Source organism: Teichococcus aerophilus, assembly GCF_014490485.1.
Lineage (GTDB): Bacteria > Pseudomonadota > Alphaproteobacteria > Acetobacterales > Acetobacteraceae > Pseudoroseomonas > Pseudoroseomonas aerophila.
Genome location: NZ_JACTVA010000027.1, coordinates 1 through 17,440, shown reverse-complemented (window position 1 = coordinate 17,440; position 17,440 = coordinate 1). Strand labels below are relative to the sequence as shown.

Genomic DNA, 17,440 nt, shown 5'->3' with positions numbered 1-17,440 from the left:
GCCGCGTGACCTGGGGTCGGGAGGGTCAACGCTGCCGGTGCGGCGGGCGCCTGTCGACGGGGGCGTTGTAGGGAGCGCTGGCTTGGAGTGTGGACCGAGAGGGCTCTGCCCCTTCGGGCGCCACTGGCAAGGGATGCGATCCCCTGCACCGGCGATTCGGCAACGGCGGGCCAGACATCGGCGGGCCGGCGCGATGATGGGTCAGATTGCAGAGGTTGGTTCAACTAGCGCGGCCTGGAACGGGCTTTCCCGATGGCTTGGGTCTCGGGTCCGGGCGACGGCGAGGCGCTGCCTCGCCGTCGCCCGAAATTCCCTTGAAGCTCGTGCGGTCCCCTCAGCGCGGGCGGGCCAGATAGGCGCGCAGCTGGGCGATCTCCTGTTCCTGGGCGGCGATGACGGCTTCGGCCAGCTTGCGCATTTCCGGGTCGGTGCCGTGCTGCAGCTCGATGCGCGCCATGTCGATCGCGCCCTGGTGGTGCGGGATCATGCCGGCGGCGAAATCCCGGTCGGCATTGCCGGTGTAGGGGATGTCCATATTCCGGTGCATCCGTGCCATGGCGTCCCGATACGCCTGCGTAGCAGCACCTGAAGCCTGGGCCTGTGGCTGGGCTGGGGCGGATGCGGCGGGGGCGCTGCCGTGGCCAGCATGCTGGGCGAGGGCTGCCCCGCTACCGAGGCCCAGCGAGACGGCCAGGGCGGCGGCGAGGGCTGTACGGTGCTTCATGCGTCAGTCTCCGGCAGGTTGGGTGGCCGGAACAGCAGATGGAGCCTTCCCCTTATGGTAAGGCAAGGGGGCACCGTGAATCAGGTAGCCCTGGCGCGGCGGGTGCGGCGTCCCACATGCTGCGAAGCCTTTCGAAGGACCCTGCCTGCATGACCGCGCGCGCCATCCCCTCGCCCCCCGGGCCCAGAAGCGGCATCGGGGTTCCCTGGCGGGACCGCCAGGGCGCGTTTTCTGCCTTCAAGCTGGCGGTGCTGGTGGCGCTGATGCTGCCGGCACTGTGGCTGGCCTGGCAGGCCGCCAACGGAATGCTGGGCCCGCGCCCGCTGAACGAGGCTATCCACCAGACCGGCCTGTGGGGCGTACGCATCCTGCTGGTGTCGCTGCTGGTGACGCCGCTGCGGCAATTGGTGCGCCAGCCGCGCGTCATGCTGGTGCGGCGCATGGTGGGCGTGGCGGCCATGGCCTACATCCTGGCCCACCTGGCGCTGTACATCGCCGACCAGGGCTTCGACCTGGGCAAGGTGGTGTCCGAGATCGTCCTGCGCTTCTACCTGACCATCGGCTTCGTGGCGCTGGTGGGGCTGGTGGCGCTGGGCATCACCTCCACCGATGGCTGGGTGAAGCGGCTGGGCGGCCGGCGCTGGCAGGCGCTGCATCGCGCCGTCTACGCCATCGGCGTGCTGGCGCTGGTGCATTTCGTGCTGCAAACCAAGCTGGACGTGACCGAGGCGATGCTGACTGCCGGGCTGTTCCTGTGGCTGATGGGCTACCGCCTGCTGGCGCCCAAGGGCGGCGCGCCAGCCCTGTGGCGGCTGGCCCTGCTGGTACCCATCGCCGCCATCGGCACCGCACTGCTGGAAGCCGCTTGGTACGGGCTGGGCACCGGCGTGCCCTTCTGGCCGGTGCTGGAAGCCAACCTGGACACTGAATTCGGGCTGCGGCCGGCGCTGTGGGTGGGCATCGTCTCCGCCGCCATGCTGCTGCCGGCGCTGTACGGGAAGTGGCAGCAGGGCCGGCAGCCGGTACGGGGGCGCAGGGCGTCGGCGACACGCTCGGCCTGAGGAGACTCTCTCGGTTGGCGAGGGTTGAGGGGGCGCCGCCCCCTCAAGCTCCCCTGGCAGGGGATTCGATCCCCTGCACCCGCGAGGTGGAAGAGATCGAACTCCGGCTGATCCACCAGCACGATCACCCAAAAGTCCGTCGCTCTTATCCACGAACCGGACATAACCGTGGTTTCCAAAGGCCTCAGGCCTTTGGCGGGGAGAGTTTGAGAGGGGCAGAGCTCCTCTCAAGACCCAATGAATTTCCGTAGAAGACGCAGCCAACGCAGGGCCACGGAACCTGGAGCCAGGCCGGCAACGATCCCCGGCGTGATTGCGGTCTCGCAACTGTGTTCCGGCGTTTCCCGCGCCGCGATGCCTTGGGACGGGGCAGAGGTGGCATCACTTCACGGCGCCGGCGCCTTCAGAATCGGGCTTCCAGGCCGGTTTCGCCATGATCTGGATCAATTCCGGCCGGCCGGGCTGGCATGCCAAGCCAAGGCTTTCGTGCAACCTGGAAGCGAGTCAGCATGCCCCGCCGCAATCCGGGAGTGATGGCGATGCTACTGATGTCACCGGGGGAACCCACATCCAACCGCAAGCTGGCCTGGTTGGGCATCGCGCTGGCCGTCTACGTGGCCGTGCTGATGCTGCCGACGCCGGCGGGGCTGACGGCCTCCGGCCAGGTCGCGCTGGGGCTGCTGGCGCTGGTCATCATCCTGTGGATCAGCGAGTGCGTCTCGCCCGCCGCCAGCGCCATCATCCTGACCGGCATGGCCGTGCTGGGGCTGATGGGCAAGCCGCTGACCGAGGGCGCCAGGCCGATGAGCTCGGCCGATGCGCTGCAGGTGATGCTGGGGGGCTATTCGTCCTCCGCCGTGCTGCTGGTGGCCGGGGCGTTGTTCCTGGCGGTGGCGCTGAAGCTGACGGGGCTGGACCGCCGCGTGGCGCTTCTGGTGATGAGCAAGGTCGGCATCTCCCCGGCGCGGCTGACGGTGGGGGCGATGATCGTCGGCTTCGTGCTGGCGCTGTTCATTCCTTCCGCCACCGCGCGTGTCGGCGCGGTGATTCCCATCATGGTCGGCGTCGTCACCGCGCTGGGGCTGCCGGTGACGAGCAGCCTGGGCGCCACGCTGATGATCGTGACGGCGCAGGCCTGCTCCATCTTCAACATGGCGGTGAAGACCGGCGCGGCGCAGAACCTGATAAGCCTGAACTTCATGCAGGGCGCGTTCGAGCGCACCGTGACCTGGGGCGAATGGTTCATCACCGCGCTGCCCTTCACGCTGTCCATGACCGTGGTGTTGTTCTTCGTCTCCCTGATGGTGCTGCGCCCGCATGTGCCGCCGGCGGAGGAAGCCAAGCGGCGGCTGGCGGAGGAGGTGGCGACGCTCGGCCCCGTCACGCTGCCGGAGAAGCGGCTGATGCTGGTGGCGCTGCTGCTGCTGGTGCTGTGGTCCACCGAGGGCTGGCTGCACCCGCTGGATACCACCACCACCACGCAGCTCGGCATCGCGCTGCTGCTGATGCCGCGGATCGGCGTCATGACCTGGGCGCAGGCGGAGAAGCAGGTGCCGTGGGGCACGATCGTGCTGTTCGCCGCCGGCATCGCGCTGGGCATCCTGCTCTCCCGCACCGGGGCGGCGTCCTGGCTGGCGGGCGTCACGCTGGGGCAGCTGGGGCTGGAGGGGCTTTCGGTCGTGGCCGTGGTGGGGGCGCTGTCCCTGTTCAGCATCGTGCTGCATCTGGGCTTCGCCTCAGCCACCGGGCTGGCCAGTACGCTGATCCCGATCATGATCGCCTTCAGCCAGACGCTGCCCTTCGGCGCGGAGACCGCCTTCGGCATCGTCATGATCCAGAGCTTCGTCGTCTCCTTCGGCTTCATTTTGCCGACCAACGCACCGCAGAACATGCTGTGCTACGGCACCGGCGCCTTCAGCACGCTGCAATTCGCCAAGGTCGGCATCCTTATGACCGTCGCCGGCCTGCTGTTGCTGCTGCTGTTCTCCGCCACCGTGTGGCCGATGATGGGAGTGTTGTGAGATGGGCGGCAAAGTCGGGATCATCGGCGCCGGGCAGGTCGGCGCCGCCGCGGGCTTCCTGCTGGCGCAGGCCCAGGGGGTCAGCGACATCGTGCTGGTGGACCTGGACCACGCCCGCGCACGGTCCGAGGCCTCGGACATCGCGCATGCCGCGGCGTTCGGCGGCGCCGCGCAGATCTGCGCCGGCGACTATGCCGACCTGGCGGGTGCGGATGTCGTCGTCATCACCGCCGGCACCAGCCTGAAGCCGGGGCAGACGCGGCTGGACCTGCTGGCGGCGAATATCCACGTCGTCTCCAAGGTGCTGGAGAGCGTGCTGGCGGTGGCGCCGGAGACGGCGCTGCTATTCGCCACCAACCCGGTGGACGTGATGCCCGCCGTGGCGGTGCGCCGCTTCGCGGTGCCGCCAGGCCGCGCCATCGGTACTGGCTGCGCGCTGGATTCCGCCCGGTTCCGGGACCGGCTGGCCCGCCACCTGGGCGTCTCGGCCGGGTCGGTGCACGCCAACGTCCTGGGCGAGCACGGCGATTCGGAAGTGATGCACTGGTCCGGCGCACAGATCGCCGGCATGCCGCTGACCCGCTTCGCCGAGGAGATCGGCCAGCCCCTGCCGCCCGAGTTGCAGGCCACGATTGCGCAGGAAGTCCGCACCTCCGCCTACCGGATCAAGGAAGGGAAGGGGGTTTCCAATTTCGGCATCGGCGGCTGCATCGCGCGGCTGACGCGCGCCATCGTCAATGACGAGCACGTGGTGTTCAGCGTCTCCACCTTCATGGAGGAGTTGCTGGGGGTGCGGGAGACCTGTGTGTCCTTGCCGCATGTGCTGGGTGCGCGCGGAGCGTCCCGCCCGCTGACGCCGCCGTTGGATGAGGCGGAGGCGGCGGCGTTGCGGCACAGCGCCGGGCTGCTGCGCGATGCCATCCAGGCTGGGTTGGACGCGACTGCGCCGCCGGGCTGAGGGGCGCGGTTGATCGAGGGGGCGCTGCCCCCTCGAACTCCTCCGGCAGGGGATGCGATCCCCTGCACCGCGATGCAGGGGTTTCGGCCTGGGCGACTTCGGGGCGTTGCTGTTTCGGTGGAGTGTTTCCAAAAACGGGCTTCCAAAGGTCTCCAGTCTTCTGGCGGAGAGTTTGAGCGGGACGGCGCCCCTCGCAAAAGCCTGGAGCGGAGTGGGCGAATGCGTCACGCTCGGCATGAGAAGGAGTGCTGCGATGAGTGCGGAAGATGGCGCCAACCCCAGCCTGAGCCTGCAGGACCTGCTGAACGAGGAGCAGGCCGAGGAACGCCGTGAGCGCGACGCCGCCCGCCGTGCGGAGGCCGAGAAGGCGGCGAAGTTCGAGATGGAGCGCAAGCATTACGAGCAGCGCGCCCTGACCGAGGATGACCGTGCGCTGTTCCTGCGCCGCATCCGCACCGAGTTCCTGCAGCATGAGCGGGAGGCGATGCTGGCCACCTTCCCCAGCGACTACTGCGCCGATGGCGGCCGCCACATCAACCACCAGCTGGAAGGCTGGGAGAACGAGCTACCCGGCTATGCCCGCCGCATCTACGATTTCTGGTACAGCGATTTGCGGCTGGGCGGTTTTGGCTTCGATGCTCGCATCATGAGCTTCACGCCGGAGGGTTTTCCGCGCGATGTCGGCCTGTTCGTCACCTGGCCGGATGCGCACCAGATGTGACGCGGCCTCTGCCGTTCATGCGGTGCAAGGACACGGCCGCAGAACGCCGCGAGCGCATAGCCTGCTAAAAGATGCATGGCCCGAGCAGGGTTTTAGCCAGGACGCAGGTGAGCTGAGCTTTCACCAGGCCTGCCCCAAAACCATTCTCAGCAACCGTGCCGCTAGGTGGTTCCTCGTGGAAGGCGCACGCCGCTTCCGCGCGAACCCGCCCTAACCCCCACAACAAACCGCTGCACCCACAGCCACGACCGAAAGACTCGCAGAAAAAAAGAAGGGGGCCTGGGGGAATTCATTCCCCCAGCCTTCAGTCTTCAGTCTTCAGTCTTCAGTCTTCAGTCTTCAGTCTTCAGTCTTCAGTCTTCAGATGCCGTCAGACCCGCCGCCAGGACGTCGCTCCGGCCGTATCCTCCAGCACGATCCCCTGGGCCGAGAGTTCGCCACGGATGCGGTCCGCTTCCGCCCAGTTCTTGGCGGCGCGGGCGGCGAGGCGGGCGGCGATGGCGGCTTCGATGGCGGCCACTTCGTCGCTTTGGCCACCCTGGCGCCAGGTCCTGGGGTCGGAGCCCAGCAGGCCCAGCACGGCGGCGGCCTGGCGCAGCGCGGCGGCGGCCTGGCCCGATTCCGGTTCCCACGCCTTGCCGATGCGGTGCAGGACGGCGGTGTCGGAACCGCCGACGGTGGCCACGTTCTCCAGCGTCCGTAGGTCCCGCAGGCGGGCGATGGCGAGGGCGGTGTTCAGGTCGTCATGCAGCGGTTCCAGCGCCCATTCGGCCATCTCGGCCACCAGGGCGTCGTCCGCATCCGGTTCCGGCAGGTCACGGGCCAGGACGGCGTAGAAATCGTCCAGCTCGGTATGCGCCTCGTCCAGCCGCTCCACCGTGTAGTCGATGGCGGCGCGGTAGTGCGTCTTGAGCAGCAGCAGGCGGAAGGCCTCGCCCGCCCAGGCGCCACGGCCGAGGATGTCCCGCACGGTGAGGAAATTGCCGACGGATTTGGACATCTTCTCCCCATCCACCAGCAGCATGCCGTTGTGCAGCCAGTAGCGGGCGAAGCGGCTGCCGGGGAAGGCGCAGGCGGATTGCGCCAGCTCGTTCTCGTGGTGCGGGAAGATCAGGTCGTGCCCGCCGCCATGGATGTCGAATTCCGCGCCCAGATAGCGCCAGGACATGGCGGAGCATTCAATGTGCCAGCCCGGGCGGCCGCGGCCCCAGGGACTGTCCCAGCCCGGCATGCCGTCGTCGCTGGGCTTCCACAGCACGAAGTCGCCCGGGTCCCGCTTGTAGGGGGCGACATCCACGCGGGCGCCGGCCAGCATCTCATCCGGCGTGCGGCCGGAGAGCTTGCCGTAATCGGCATAACTGGGGACGGAGAACAGCACATGGCCCTCGGCGGCGTAGGCGTTGCCGTTGGCGATGAGCTTCTCGATCATCTCGACCATCGGCGCGATGTTGTCGGTCGCGCGCGGCTCCTCGTCCGGCGGCAGGCAGCCCAGGGCTTCCATGTCCCGGTGGAAATCGGCCGTGGTGCGGGCGGTGATGGCGCCGATCGGCTCGCCGCTCTCGCGGGAGCGGGCGTTGATCTTGTCGTCCACGTCCGTGATGTTGCGGACATAGGTGACGCGCGGGAACCGCCGGCGCAGCAGGCGGGTCAGCACGTCGAACACCACGACGGGGCGTGCATTGCCCAGATGCGCCAGGTCGTAGACCGTGGGCCCACACACATAGAGGCGCACATGCTGCGCATCGATCGGGACAAAGATCTCCCGCCGGCGAGTGGCGCTGTTGTGGAAGGCGAGTTCGGTCATCCAGTCGGGCCTGTCGAATAAAGCGGCTTGGGCAAAGGGGGCGCACTCTACCCTGCCGCATCCCCGCCGCCCAGGCATGAAACGCCCCGCCGGTAACGCCCACCCGCGGCGCGGACACGGCGAAACGGGCGGAGGGAGGCCCCCGCCCGTTGCGCACCGTATCGGCAGGCCCCCTGAGCGGGGTGCCTGGTTCAGCCCATCCGGGCATGGAACATCATGCGTTCACACTCGATGCTCTATGCCTTTGATCGCGTCCTTCAGGCTTTCGGCGCTTCCGCCTCAAGCCATCACGCTCTAGCGGTACACGATTACCGGTTGGCCGTCCTGGTTGCCGACGATCACCGGGTAGCCGGCCGAAAGGTTGCCCTGCGCCTGGCCGGAGTAGCGGATGACCGGCTGGCCATCCTGGTTGCCGGCGAAGTGCGGCATGCCCTGGCTCACTGCCTCGCTATGCGGCTGCTGGGCAACGAAAGCCTCAATATTGGCGTCGCCATTCGCGGCCATCGCGGCGCCGGACAGGCCAGAGATCAGAAGAGCAGAAAGAACAGTGGTGCGAAACATAGTATCAATCCTCTTGAGCCTTGGTGCGGCATCTGTGCCGCTCTTCGAGGAGTGAGATAGGCCCGCGCCGCCTGCTGTTCCAATTGCCTCTACCGATACCCGCCATTCGCAGCGCCGATCCCCCCGCGGGCAGATCAGCCGCTGGTATACATCGCGATGCGGATGATGGCGCTGATGACCAGCAGCACCAGCACGATGCGGGAGAGAAGGGAAATGGAAGGCATGGCGTCTTTGCTCCTTGCAAAATGGGCGCCCTGAACCGGTGGCCTGGCGGCGGTCGTGGCCCGGGATATGGGGAACCGCCGTGCCGGCTGACAGGCGGGGAGGGCGCCGTTGAAAGGCCGTCGCTGCGCAGGGGAAGGAAGCGAGGCGGTGGGCGAGAGCAGGGCCTGACCGCGAAGAGGTGGGCAGCCGCCGGATTCTGCTTTATCCAGCGACGCCATGCAGGATGCCACCGACAACCGCCTTGCCGCCCAGTACGAAGCCTATCCTTACCCGGCCCGCGACCCGCGGGAGGAGGCGAAGCGGCTGATCGTCGGCAGCCCCAGCCATTTGCTGGAGATCGACCACTGGATCTTCGGCGCGCGCCGCCCGGCCAGCCGGCCGATCCGGGCGCTGATGGCCGGCGGTGGCAGTGGCGACGGCACGATGATGCTGGCGCAGCAGCTGGCCCAGGCCGGCCGCCCAGGCGAGGTGGTGTGGCTGGATCGCTCGACCGCCGCGCGCAAGGTGGCGGAGGAACGGGCGAAGGTCCGGGGCCTGACCAATATCCGCTTCGTCAACGGCTCGCTGCTGGACCTGCCGGAGCTGGGGCTGGGGCATTTCGATTACATCGATTGCTGCGGTGTGCTGCACCATCTGCCGGACCCGGCGGCCGGGCTGGCGGCGCTGGCGGGCGCGCTGGCGCCGGGTGGTGGCATCGGCCTGATGGTCTATGCGCCGCACGGGCGCACCGGCGTGTACATGTTGCAGGATGCGCTGCGCCTGCTGGCCCCGGCATCCGAGGCCCCGGCGGAGCGCGTGGAAGTGGCCAAGCGCCTTTGGAAGCACACGCCGGAGACCGCCTGGCTGCGCCGCAACCCCTGGATTGACGACCACATCAAGGGCGGCGATGCCGGGCTGTACGACCTGCTGCTGAACCCCCGCGACGTCGCCTTCACCGTGCCGGCCCTGGCCGCGCTGATCGAGGGCGCCGGGCTGCACCTGCGCTGCTTCGTCGAGCCCGGGCGCTACGACCCGGACCGCTATCTGCCCGACCCGCGCCTGCGCGCCCGCACCGCCGCCATGACGCCGGTGGAGCGCGCTGCGCTGGCCGAGGCCATCACCGGCAACATGGGCATCCACATCGCCTACTGCACATTGGGCGAGGCGGTGGAGCCGGCCTGGGACGACCCTGCTTCCATCCCCGTGTTGCGGGAGCTGGATGGGCCGACCCTGGCGCGGGGCATCCCCGCCGACGGCGTGCTGCGGGTGGCGTTCGACGACCTGCGCGTCGGCGTGCCGCTGCCGCGCCTGGCGGCGGCCATCCTCAGCCGGGTCGACGGCCAGCGCAGCATCGGCGCCATCGGGGCCGCCCTGGCCGCCAATGGCATTGCCCAGGACGTATTCCTGCGCGACTTCGCCGCGCTGCGCGGGGCGCTGGAACCCTTCAACCGGTTGCTGCTGGCCGCGCCGGCTTGAGCGGCCGGGCCGCCATCATCATCTTCGGCGCCGCCATCCGCCCGGATGGCGGGCCCAGCCTCACCCTGCGCCGCCGCGTCCAGGCCGCCGCCCGCTTCGGCGCCACGCTCGACAACCCGCTCTACATTCCTACCGGCGGCCAGGGAAAACATGGCGAGCCGGAAGCGGTGGTCATGGCCCGGCTGCTGCAGGACCTTGGCATCCCCGCGAGTTCGATCCGCCAGGAAGCCACGGCGACCGATACCCTGGAATCCGCTGTGGCCTGCGCCGCCATGCTCGCCGGGCACGAAGGTCCGGTCTGGGCCGCCAGCAGCGGCTACCACCTGCCACGCTGCGTCATGCTGCTGCGGCTGATGGGTCTGCCCGCCCGCGCCGCCCCGCCGCCGGAGGCCGCGATGGAATGGCGGGACCGTTGGTGGTGGCGCGCCCGCGAAGGCGCCGCCCTGCCGGTGGATGCGGCCCTGGGTCTGGCCGCGCGGTGGCGCCTGCGCGGGCGCTTGGCGTTAGGGGAAGGCCGGTGAAGGAATTCCCCGGACCCCTTCCTTTTTTCTGCGAGTTTTGCGGCGGGCTGGGGCGGCGGGCCGTGGCGTTTGTGTACTTGCGAGCGCTGAATGGCGGCTTCTGCCGGATGGCGACAGAACGGGCGTGGGAAATGCCGTAGAGGTGGAACGAGAGGGGAGCCACCTCCCTGGCATCCTCCTGGCACAATAGCAGCCTCCGGAGCCTCATTTCAGCTTCGTGATCCATTTAAAAATCTTTATATAACAATATAATAATTGCTCATCTCAGCCCCTGCCTTGGCATCTGACAAAAGGGTTTCCAAAGGCCTCAGGCCTTTGGCGGGGAGAGTTTGAGAGGGGCAGCGCCCCTCTCAAGCCCCAGGCGGTACCTCACCTAGTATGGAGCACCCTCAAGGCGTTGCTCTCACGCCAGAATTTCACAGGACGGCATGGCATTCCCACCTCCTCCGACCTGTGCGCAACCCGGCTATTCCGTGGCGCGGTAATTCTGGACCTGGGGTCGTTTTGCTGTAGAAGCCTTTCAAACGCGCGGCATGTGGCTGCGCCTTTCGCCAGTTCGCGACGGCCCGGTGCCTGCACCCCTGCCATTCCCCTGGCCCCCCTTTTGCTTGAGACGCATGGTGCGCCGGACATTCCCCGCGCGCCTGGAGGATAGAATTTGAACGACGTCACGACCGAACCCTTGGCCCATCCGGCCGAGGCCGCCATCGCGGCCACAGGGCTTCGGGTCGAAGCGCGGGAAATGCCGCAACTGGTGCGGCTGGTCTCCCGCCGCATGCCGGCGGACCGCGATGTGGTAGCCGATGCACTGTGCCAGGTCCGCCGCAAGGCCTGGACCGGCCGGCTGATGGACCTGGCCAACCGCTTCGGCGAGAGCTGGGTGCGCCGCGCCGATGCCGATGCCGCCGCCGGCCACATGACCGATCCGGATGCGGACGACGAGGCGCTGCGCGATTCGCTGCGGCAGGTTGTCGGCTCCCGCATGCGTGGCGCCGGTGCGACGCCCGAGGCGGCACTGGAGGCGATGGCGGCCGAGCTGCTGGATGCCACCGGCCATGCCCTGCCCGCCGACCGGCACGCCACGCTGGCGCAGCAGGTGGCGCAGGCCCATGGGCTGGACCAGGGCGCCACGGCCGCCTTCGTCTCCGCCGCCATCCGGGCCGAGGACCGGCGCCGCGGTGAGCTCCGCGCGGCCGAGCAGGCGTCCCGCGCCCGCAAGCGCGAGGAAGTGGCGCGGCTGCGCGCCTGGGAAAAGAGCCTGGTGGGCATCGAGGGCATCCCCGCCCTGCTGGGCTGCACGCCGCGCGAGGCGTTGCGCTGGGCTGGCGCCGGCCTGCTGCCGGTGGCCCGCAAGCAGCGCGAGCGTGGCGGTCGGGAGCGCTGGGAATTCGACCCGGCGGAGATCCTGCCGCTCAAGCGCGAATCGGCCGAATGGCGCCGTGCCGAGGTCGAATCGGCCGACCGCAAGGAATCGAGGCGGGAAGCCCCTTCCATCCGTGTCGGCAACGCGGCGGTGGCACGGGTGGCGGCGCTGGACCGCTACGCGGCCCACTTCGCCACCGCGCGCGCCCTGAAGCGGCGCATCACGCTGGTGACGGGCCCGACCAACAGCGGCAAGAGCCACACGGCACTGGACCGGCTTGCCACCGCCGAGACCGGCTTCGCGCTCGCGCCCCTGCGGCTGCTGGCGCATGAGTTCCGCGATGCGCTGGCTTCGCGCGGCGTGCTGGCATCGCTGGCCACGGGCGAGGAGCGCATCCACGTCCCCGGCAGCCGCCACCTGGCCGCGACGGTGGAGATGTGCCCGCTGCACAACCCCGTCGACGTCGCCATCATCGATGAGGCGCAGCTGCTGCACGACCGCGACCGCGGCGCTGCCTGGACCGCCGCCATCATGGGCGTGCCGGCGCGCGACGTGTTCGTTCTCGGCGCACCGGAATGCATCCCGATGGTGGAGCGCATCGCCACGCTGTGCGGCGATGACGTCGAGAAGATCTCGCTGGAGCGCAAAGGGCCGTTGCGCGCCGCCACCAACCCGGTGGGGCTGGGCGACCTGCGCCCGGGCGATGCGCTGATCGCCTTCTCCCGCCGCGATGTGCTGGACATGCGGGCGGAGCTGGTGCGGCGCGGGCGCCGCGTGGCGGTGATCTACGGCGCGCTCTCCCCCGAGGTGCGCCGGGCCGAGGCCGCGCGCTTCCGCAATGGCGAGGCCGATATCGTGGTGGCGACGGATGCCATCGGCATGGGCCTGAACCTGCCGATCCGCCGCGTCATCTTCACCACGCTGAAGAAGTTCGATGGCGAGGGCAGGCGGGACCTGAACGCGCAGGAGATCAAGCAGATCGGCGGCCGCGCCGGCCGCTACGGCAAGTTCGAGGAGGGCGTGGTGGCCGTGCTGGCCGGCGCCGGCAGCCCCGACTTCGTCCGCCACATGCTGAACGCGCCGCCGGCCCCGCCGGTGGAACTGCGGCCCCAGGTGCAGCCGGATGCCGATATCATCCAGGCCGTGGCGGCGGAAATCGGTTCGGACAGCCTGTTCGGCGTGCTGGCGCGCATCAAGCGCGCCGTGCTGCGACTGGATGATCCGAACTACCGGCTGGCGGACATGACCCAGGCCCAGGCCATCGCCTCCGCCATCGATGGCGTCGGCATCCCGCTGATGGATCGCTGGACCTACGCCATGTGCCCGGTGGACGAGCGCGACAACGGCATCACCCGCCTGGCCCGCTGGGCGGTGGACCACGCCGCCGGCCGCCCCATCGTGCCGCCCTCCGCCGGGCGCCTGCCCGCGCCGGAACAGGCCAGTGGCGAGGAACTGCAGCGGGGCGAGAAGGTGCATAAGCGCCTCGTCGCCTGGCGCTGGCTGGCCCTGCGCTTCCCCCAGGCCTACCCGGACCTGGACCGCGCGGAAGCCGAGACGGCGCGCCTGGACCGCTGGATCGAGGACGTGTTGCGCCAGCAGCGGCGCGGCCGGACTGCCCTGGCCAGCTGAGGGGGCGGGCTCTTTAGGAAGGGGAGGCGAAGGCCGGGGAAAGAATTCCCCGGGCTCCTTCTTTTTTTCGAGTTTTTGGTGGCGTGTCTGTTGAGATGTCCGCTGTTGTTTGGGCCGGCTAGTTCCCGCCGGAGGTCTGGGACCTCCGGCAACTGACGATTCAGCCCGTGCGGCCCATATTTGGAATCATCAAGCAGCGTCCGCCTTCACTTCGAGCGCGATGCCAAACGCGCAAAGAAAAGAAGGGGTCCGGGGAATTCTTTCCCCGGCCTTCCCAACCGTCACGTACCGCGCCTCCCCCTCAGCCAAGCAGAGCGTTTTATGGATTGTCGCGACGCCGGACTGATCCGATAAAGAAATGGTTCAGTCCCGGAGAGCTCAGGCCATGCCCCACCCTTTGTCGAACGCCAAAGGCGGGCATCGTAGCTGGATCTTTGCTGTTATGACTGTGGTGGGGCTGTGGCTGCTGCCCTGGGTGGCGCAGGCGCAACCGGCGGCGGGGCGGGAACTGGTCGTCGGCACCCGCGCCGCGCCGCCTTTCGCGATGAAGAATGCCGAGGGGCAGTGGGAAGGCATCAGCATCGACCTGTGGCGCCATGTGGCCGAGCGGTTGAACCTGCGCTACCGGTTTGAGGAGCGGGATACGGTCGCCGCGCTGGTCGATGCCGTGTCCAACGGGCAGGTGGATGCGGCGGCGGCGGCGCTGACGGTCACCGCCGCGCGGCGGCAGGTCATGGATTTCACCCAGCCATTCTTCTCCACCGGGCTCGGCGTCGCGGTCGGCCGTGGCGGTGCCACCGCGTGGCTGCCGGTGTTGCGGACCTTCTTCTCCTTCGGTTTCTTGCAGGGCGTGCTGACGCTGCTGGCCATTGCGCTGCTGGTGGGCACGCTGATCTGGCTGTTCGAGCGCAAGCAGCATGAGGCCTATGGCGGCAACGCCATGCGCGGCTTCGTCGCTGGCGTGTGGTGGTCGGCCGTGGCGATGACGCAGGCGGGCGCGGCGCAGGATGGACCGCGCACGCTGCCTGGCCGCATCCTGGCGGTGGTGTGGATGATCGCGTCCGTCGTCACCATCGCGGTGTTCATCGCCGGCATCACCTCGGCGCTGACGACGCAGCGGATGCAGGGCGTGGTGCGCACGGCGAACGACCTGCGCAGCATCCGCGTCGGCGCGGTAGCGGGCTCTTCCACGGTGGAATATCTCGGCATGCAGCGCATCGGCTTCCAACCGTACAACCTGCCGGCGGATGGCCTGCGCGCGCTGAAGGCCGGGCAGATCGACGCCTTCGTCTACGACCGCCCGTTGCTGGCCTGGACGGTGCAACAGGATTTCCCGGAACTGGAAGTGCTGCCCATCACGCTGGACAACCAGAACTACGCCATCGCCCTGCCGTTGGAGAACACTATCCGCGTGGCGCTGGATGTCACACTGCTGGCGACGCTCCGTAGCGAATGGTGGCAGCAGACGCGGTTTCGCTACCTGGGGCGCGATGCCTCGAACTGAAGGGGAAGGCTGGGGGAAGGCATTTCCCCAGACTCCCATCGTCTTTCTGGGAGTTTGGGGAGCGTCGTGGGCGGGGGGTGCGCCGGAATAACCAGAGTCGGCAGCCTGCGGCGCATCCAGGCAAGCCGTCTCCAGGCTTCAGAGCGTGATGGCTTGAGGTGGAATCGCCGGAAAGCCTGAATCACGCGATCCAACAAAGACAGAGAGCATGGTGCGCGAACGAATGTGAACGCATCATGCTCTAAGAATAAGGCCCCGAAATACTCAAAAGTGGGCCACGCGGGCTGAGCTCTCAGTCGCCGGAAGTCCTTGACCTCCGGCGCACCCGGCCCGCTTTAAATCAGACGAAACTTCCCAACAGCCACGCCAGCAAAAACTCGAAGAAAAGAAAGAAGGGGCCCGGGGAATTCCTTCCCCGGCCTTCCTCTTTCCGCAGCCAGGACAGACGGACGGAGTATCCCCCGCCCGAGGCTTACGCCGCTTCCAGCTTTTCCTGCAGGGAGAGCCATTCCTCTTCCAGCAGGGCGACCTGCTTGATCAGGAAGCCGTGCTTCTGCGTTACCTTGGCGATGTCGGACGCCTTGAAGCGCGCATGGGTGGCGGGGTCCGACAGCTTCTTGGCGATCAGCTCCGCTTCCCGCTGCATGCGGGCCATGTCGGTCTCGATTTGCGTGACGCGTTCGCGGATCGGCGCCAGGGCGGCCTTGCTGGCGGCACGGGCTTCGGCGCGCTCCTTGCGCTCGTCGCGCGGGCGTTCCTTGGCGGGGGCGTTGGCCTGCTTGGCGGCGCGGGTGCGGTCCGCCAGGTAGCCACGGTAGTCGTCCAGGTCGCCATCGAAGCTGGTGACCTTACCGTCGCCCACCAGCCACAGCTTGTCCGCCGCCAACTCCACCAGATGCGGGTCGTGGGTGATGAGGATGACGGCGCCACGGTAATCGGCCAGCGCGCGCACCAGGGCCTCGCGCGCGTCGATGTCCAGGTGGTTCGTCGGCTCATCGAGGATCAGCAGTTGCGGTGCTTCGCGCGTGCAGAGCGCCAGCAGCAGCCGCCCCTTCTCGCCGCCGGAGAGGGAGGAGATGGTGGTGGTCGCGCGCTCCACATCCAGGCCGAAGCGGGCCAGCTGGGCGCGGCACTGGGTTTCGGTCGCCTTGTTGCCCAGGGCTGCCTGCATGTGGGTCAGCGGCGTGCCGCTCAGGTCCAGCTCATCGGTCTGGTGCTGGGCGAAGTAGCCGACCTTCAGGCGTGGCGCGCGGTGGATGCTGCCGCGCTGCGGCTCCAGCCGCCCGGCCAGCAGCTTGGCCAGCGTGGACTTGCCGTTGCCGTTGGCGCCGAGCAGGGCGATGCGGTCTTCCTGATCCAGCCGCAGGTCCAGGTTGCCGAGGATGGTGCGGCCGTCATAGCCCACATCCGCCTTCGCCAGCGCCAGGATGGGCGGAGAAAGCTCCGCCGGCTCGGGGAAGGAGAAGCGGGTGACATGGTCTTCCACCACCGATTCGATCTGCGGCAGCTTCTCCAGCGCCTTGATGCGGGACTGCGCCTGGCGGGCCTTGCTGGCCTGCGCCTTGAAGCGGTCCACGAAGGCTTGCATGTGCGCGCGCTGGGCGGAGATCTTGACGTTGGCGGCCTGCTGCTGGGCCGCGCGTTCCGTCCGAACCCGCACGAAATTGTCATAGGCGCCCGGGTAGAGGGTGATCTTCTGCTGGTCCAGATGCGCGATGGCATCCACGCCGCGTTCCAGCAGCCCGCGATCGTGGCTGACCACCAGCGCGGCGCCGGAGAAGCGGGCCAGCCAGCCTTCCAGCCAGATGGTGGCCTCGAGGTCGAGGTGGTTGGTCGGCTCATCCAGCAGCAGGATGTCGGGTTCCAGGAACAGCGCGGAGGCCAGCGCCACGCGCATGCGCCAGCCACCCGAATACTCGCTGACCGGCCGCTGCTGCGCGGCGGCATCGAAGCCGAGGCCGGAGAGCACGATGGCGGCACGGGCCGGCGCGCTGTCCGCCTGGATGGCGATCAGCCGCTCATGGATCTCGGCCAGACGGGCGCCGTCATGCGTCGTCTCCATCTCGGCCATCAGACTGGCGCGCTCGGTATCGGCGGCCAGGACGGTGTCGAGCAGGCTGGTCGGGCCGCCCGGGGCTTCCTGCGCCACATGGGTCATGCGCGCGCGCGCGGCCAAGCGGATCTCTCCGCCATCGGGCTGCAGCTGGCCGGTGATGGCGCGCAGCAGGGTGGACTTGCCGGCACCGTTGCGGCCGACCAGGCCGATCTTGCGGCCAGGGTCCACCATCAGGTCGGCGCCTTCCAGCAGGGGGCGGCCGGCGATGCGGATGGTCAGGTCACGGATAGCGAGGACGGTCATGCGGCAGCGTTTAGAACATATTGTGCAGTTGCGGAAACGCTTCATGTTGCAGGAGCGTGCCGGGGACGCCGGTCTGCCCTGCGCCTTGGTCCAGGCCGATCGTACGGGCGCGCGTGCGGGCCGGGCGTGCTAGGGCTATGACGGTTTGATCGCAGCCTGACGGACACCACCCCTGCATATCCCGACGCCCCCGCAGAAGCCCGCACCGTCCTCGGCCCGTCCGCCGCGGCCGGCCTCGCCGCTGCGCCGGCGGCGGTTGTGGTGGTGGATCGGCGGTTCCGCCGTGCTGCACGCCATCCTGGTGGCGTTGCTGCTCTGGACGATGCCGCAGAAGCAGCTGGGCGAGCCGGCGGGGCCCAGCACGGAAGTGCCAGTGGTGTTCGAGACCAGCGGCGCCGCGCCATCGCTGCCGGACCCGCAACCGATGGAGAGCGCCCCCGGCGACCCGGACCCGGCGCCGCCGCTGCCCGAGATGCCGGACGCACCGCCGACGCCCGGCCCGCCCGGGCCGACGCCGGCACCCATGCCGCTGCC

Annotated in this window: 12 protein-coding genes and 1 pseudogene; 9 read left to right on the top strand and 4 right to left on the bottom strand. The window is 68.8% G+C overall.

What is annotated here, in order from left to right:
- Nucleotides 1–334: 334 nt before the first annotated feature.
- The gene (gene copM, locus IBL26_RS14940; protein WP_187785297.1) at nt 335–724 is read right to left on the bottom strand and encodes a CopM family metallochaperone; all 390 of its coding nucleotides are present in this window, start codon (nt 722–724) and stop codon (nt 335–337) included.
- Nucleotides 725–873: 149 nt separating this feature from the next.
- Here copM and IBL26_RS14935 point away from each other — a divergent pair, with 149 nt between their 5' ends.
- The 4 genes from IBL26_RS14935 (at nt 874) to IBL26_RS14920 (ending at nt 5,485) form a co-directional block, all read left to right on the top strand.
- Nucleotides 874–1,785, top strand: coding sequence for a protein-methionine-sulfoxide reductase heme-binding subunit MsrQ (locus IBL26_RS14935; protein ID WP_241749406.1), 912 nt, complete (start codon nt 874–876; stop codon nt 1,783–1,785).
- Nucleotides 1,786–2,294: 509 nt separating this feature from the next.
- Nucleotides 2,295–3,806 (top strand): DASS family sodium-coupled anion symporter, encoded by a 1,512-nt coding sequence (locus tag IBL26_RS14930; RefSeq protein ID WP_241749403.1) that lies wholly within the window; start codon nt 2,295–2,297, stop codon nt 3,804–3,806.
- Between the two features lies 1 nt (nt 3,807).
- Nucleotides 3,808–4,764 carry a lactate/malate family dehydrogenase gene (locus IBL26_RS14925; RefSeq protein WP_187785296.1) on the top strand — a complete coding sequence of 319 codons (957 nt, stop codon included), beginning with the start codon at nt 3,808–3,810 and terminating at the stop codon, nt 4,762–4,764.
- 253 nt (nt 4,765–5,017) lie between these two features.
- Nucleotides 5,018–5,485 carry a hypothetical protein gene (locus IBL26_RS14920; protein WP_187785295.1) on the top strand — a complete coding sequence of 156 codons (468 nt, stop codon included), beginning with the start codon at nt 5,018–5,020 and terminating at the stop codon, nt 5,483–5,485.
- A gap of 370 nt (nt 5,486–5,855) precedes the next feature.
- Here the strand turns inward: IBL26_RS14920 and cysS are convergent, their stop codons facing one another.
- Both cysS and IBL26_RS14910 read right to left on the bottom strand, forming a co-directional pair.
- Nucleotides 5,856–7,289, bottom strand: coding sequence for a cysteine--tRNA ligase (gene cysS / locus IBL26_RS14915; protein ID WP_187785294.1), 1,434 nt, complete (start codon nt 7,287–7,289; stop codon nt 5,856–5,858).
- Nucleotides 7,290–7,583: 294 nt separating this feature from the next.
- Nucleotides 7,584–7,850, bottom strand: coding sequence for a hypothetical protein (locus IBL26_RS14910; protein ID WP_241749402.1), 267 nt, complete (start codon nt 7,848–7,850; stop codon nt 7,584–7,586).
- A 441-nt stretch (nt 7,851–8,291) separates the two neighbouring features.
- On the opposite strand from IBL26_RS14910, the gene IBL26_RS14905 reads away from it, so the two are divergent.
- From IBL26_RS14905 to IBL26_RS14890, 4 genes are all read left to right on the top strand, one after another.
- A complete protein-coding gene (locus tag IBL26_RS14905) occupies nt 8,292–9,530 on the top strand; it encodes a class I SAM-dependent methyltransferase (RefSeq protein WP_187785293.1) in 1,239 nt (412 codons plus the stop codon).
- Entirely contained in the window at nt 9,527–10,051 is a 525-nt protein-coding gene (locus tag IBL26_RS14900) for a YdcF family protein (protein ID WP_187785292.1), read from the top strand. Before IBL26_RS14905 ends, IBL26_RS14900 begins: the two co-directional genes overlap by 4 nt.
- Nucleotides 10,052–10,709: 658 nt before the next feature.
- Nucleotides 10,710–13,043 carry a helicase-related protein gene (locus IBL26_RS14895; protein ID WP_241749400.1) on the top strand — a complete coding sequence of 778 codons (2,334 nt, stop codon included), beginning with the start codon at nt 10,710–10,712 and terminating at the stop codon, nt 13,041–13,043.
- A gap of 442 nt (nt 13,044–13,485) precedes the next feature.
- A complete protein-coding gene (locus IBL26_RS14890) occupies nt 13,486–14,547 on the top strand; it encodes a transporter substrate-binding domain-containing protein (RefSeq protein ID WP_187785291.1) in 1,062 nt (353 codons plus the stop codon).
- A gap of 472 nt (nt 14,548–15,019) precedes the next feature.
- Here the strand turns inward: IBL26_RS14890 and IBL26_RS14885 are convergent, their stop codons facing one another.
- A complete protein-coding gene (locus tag IBL26_RS14885; RefSeq protein WP_187785290.1) occupies nt 15,020–16,906 on the bottom strand; it encodes an ABC-F family ATP-binding cassette domain-containing protein in 1,887 nt (628 codons plus the stop codon).
- 283 nt (nt 16,907–17,189) lie between these two features.
- On the opposite strand from IBL26_RS14885, the pseudogene IBL26_RS14880 reads away from it, so the two are divergent.
- Nucleotides 17,190–17,440, top strand: a pseudogene (locus tag IBL26_RS14880) (energy transducer TonB); the annotation flags it as partial.

Coding starts and splice junctions, on each gene's coding strand:
- IBL26_RS14920 (WP_187785295.1), top strand. CDS start 5,018: ATGAGTGCGGAAGATGGCGCCAACCCCAGCCTGAGCCTGCAGGACCTG.
- IBL26_RS14890 (WP_187785291.1), top strand. CDS start 13,486: ATGACTGTGGTGGGGCTGTGGCTGCTGCCCTGGGTGGCGCAGGCGCAA.
- IBL26_RS14905 (WP_187785293.1), top strand. CDS start 8,292: ATGCAGGATGCCACCGACAACCGCCTTGCCGCCCAGTACGAAGCCTAT.
- copM (WP_187785297.1), bottom strand. CDS start 724: ATGAAGCACCGTACAGCCCTCGCCGCCGCCCTGGCCGTCTCGCTGGGC.
- IBL26_RS14935 (WP_241749406.1), top strand. CDS start 874: ATGACCGCGCGCGCCATCCCCTCGCCCCCCGGGCCCAGAAGCGGCATC.
- IBL26_RS14910 (WP_241749402.1), bottom strand. CDS start 7,850: ATGTTTCGCACCACTGTTCTTTCTGCTCTTCTGATCTCTGGCCTGTCC.
- IBL26_RS14885 (WP_187785290.1), bottom strand. CDS start 16,906: ATGACCGTCCTCGCTATCCGTGACCTGACCATCCGCATCGCCGGCCGC.
- IBL26_RS14925 (WP_187785296.1), top strand. CDS start 3,808: ATGGGCGGCAAAGTCGGGATCATCGGCGCCGGGCAGGTCGGCGCCGCC.
- IBL26_RS14930 (WP_241749403.1), top strand. CDS start 2,295: ATGCCCCGCCGCAATCCGGGAGTGATGGCGATGCTACTGATGTCACCG.
- cysS (WP_187785294.1), bottom strand. CDS start 7,289: ATGACCGAACTCGCCTTCCACAACAGCGCCACTCGCCGGCGGGAGATC.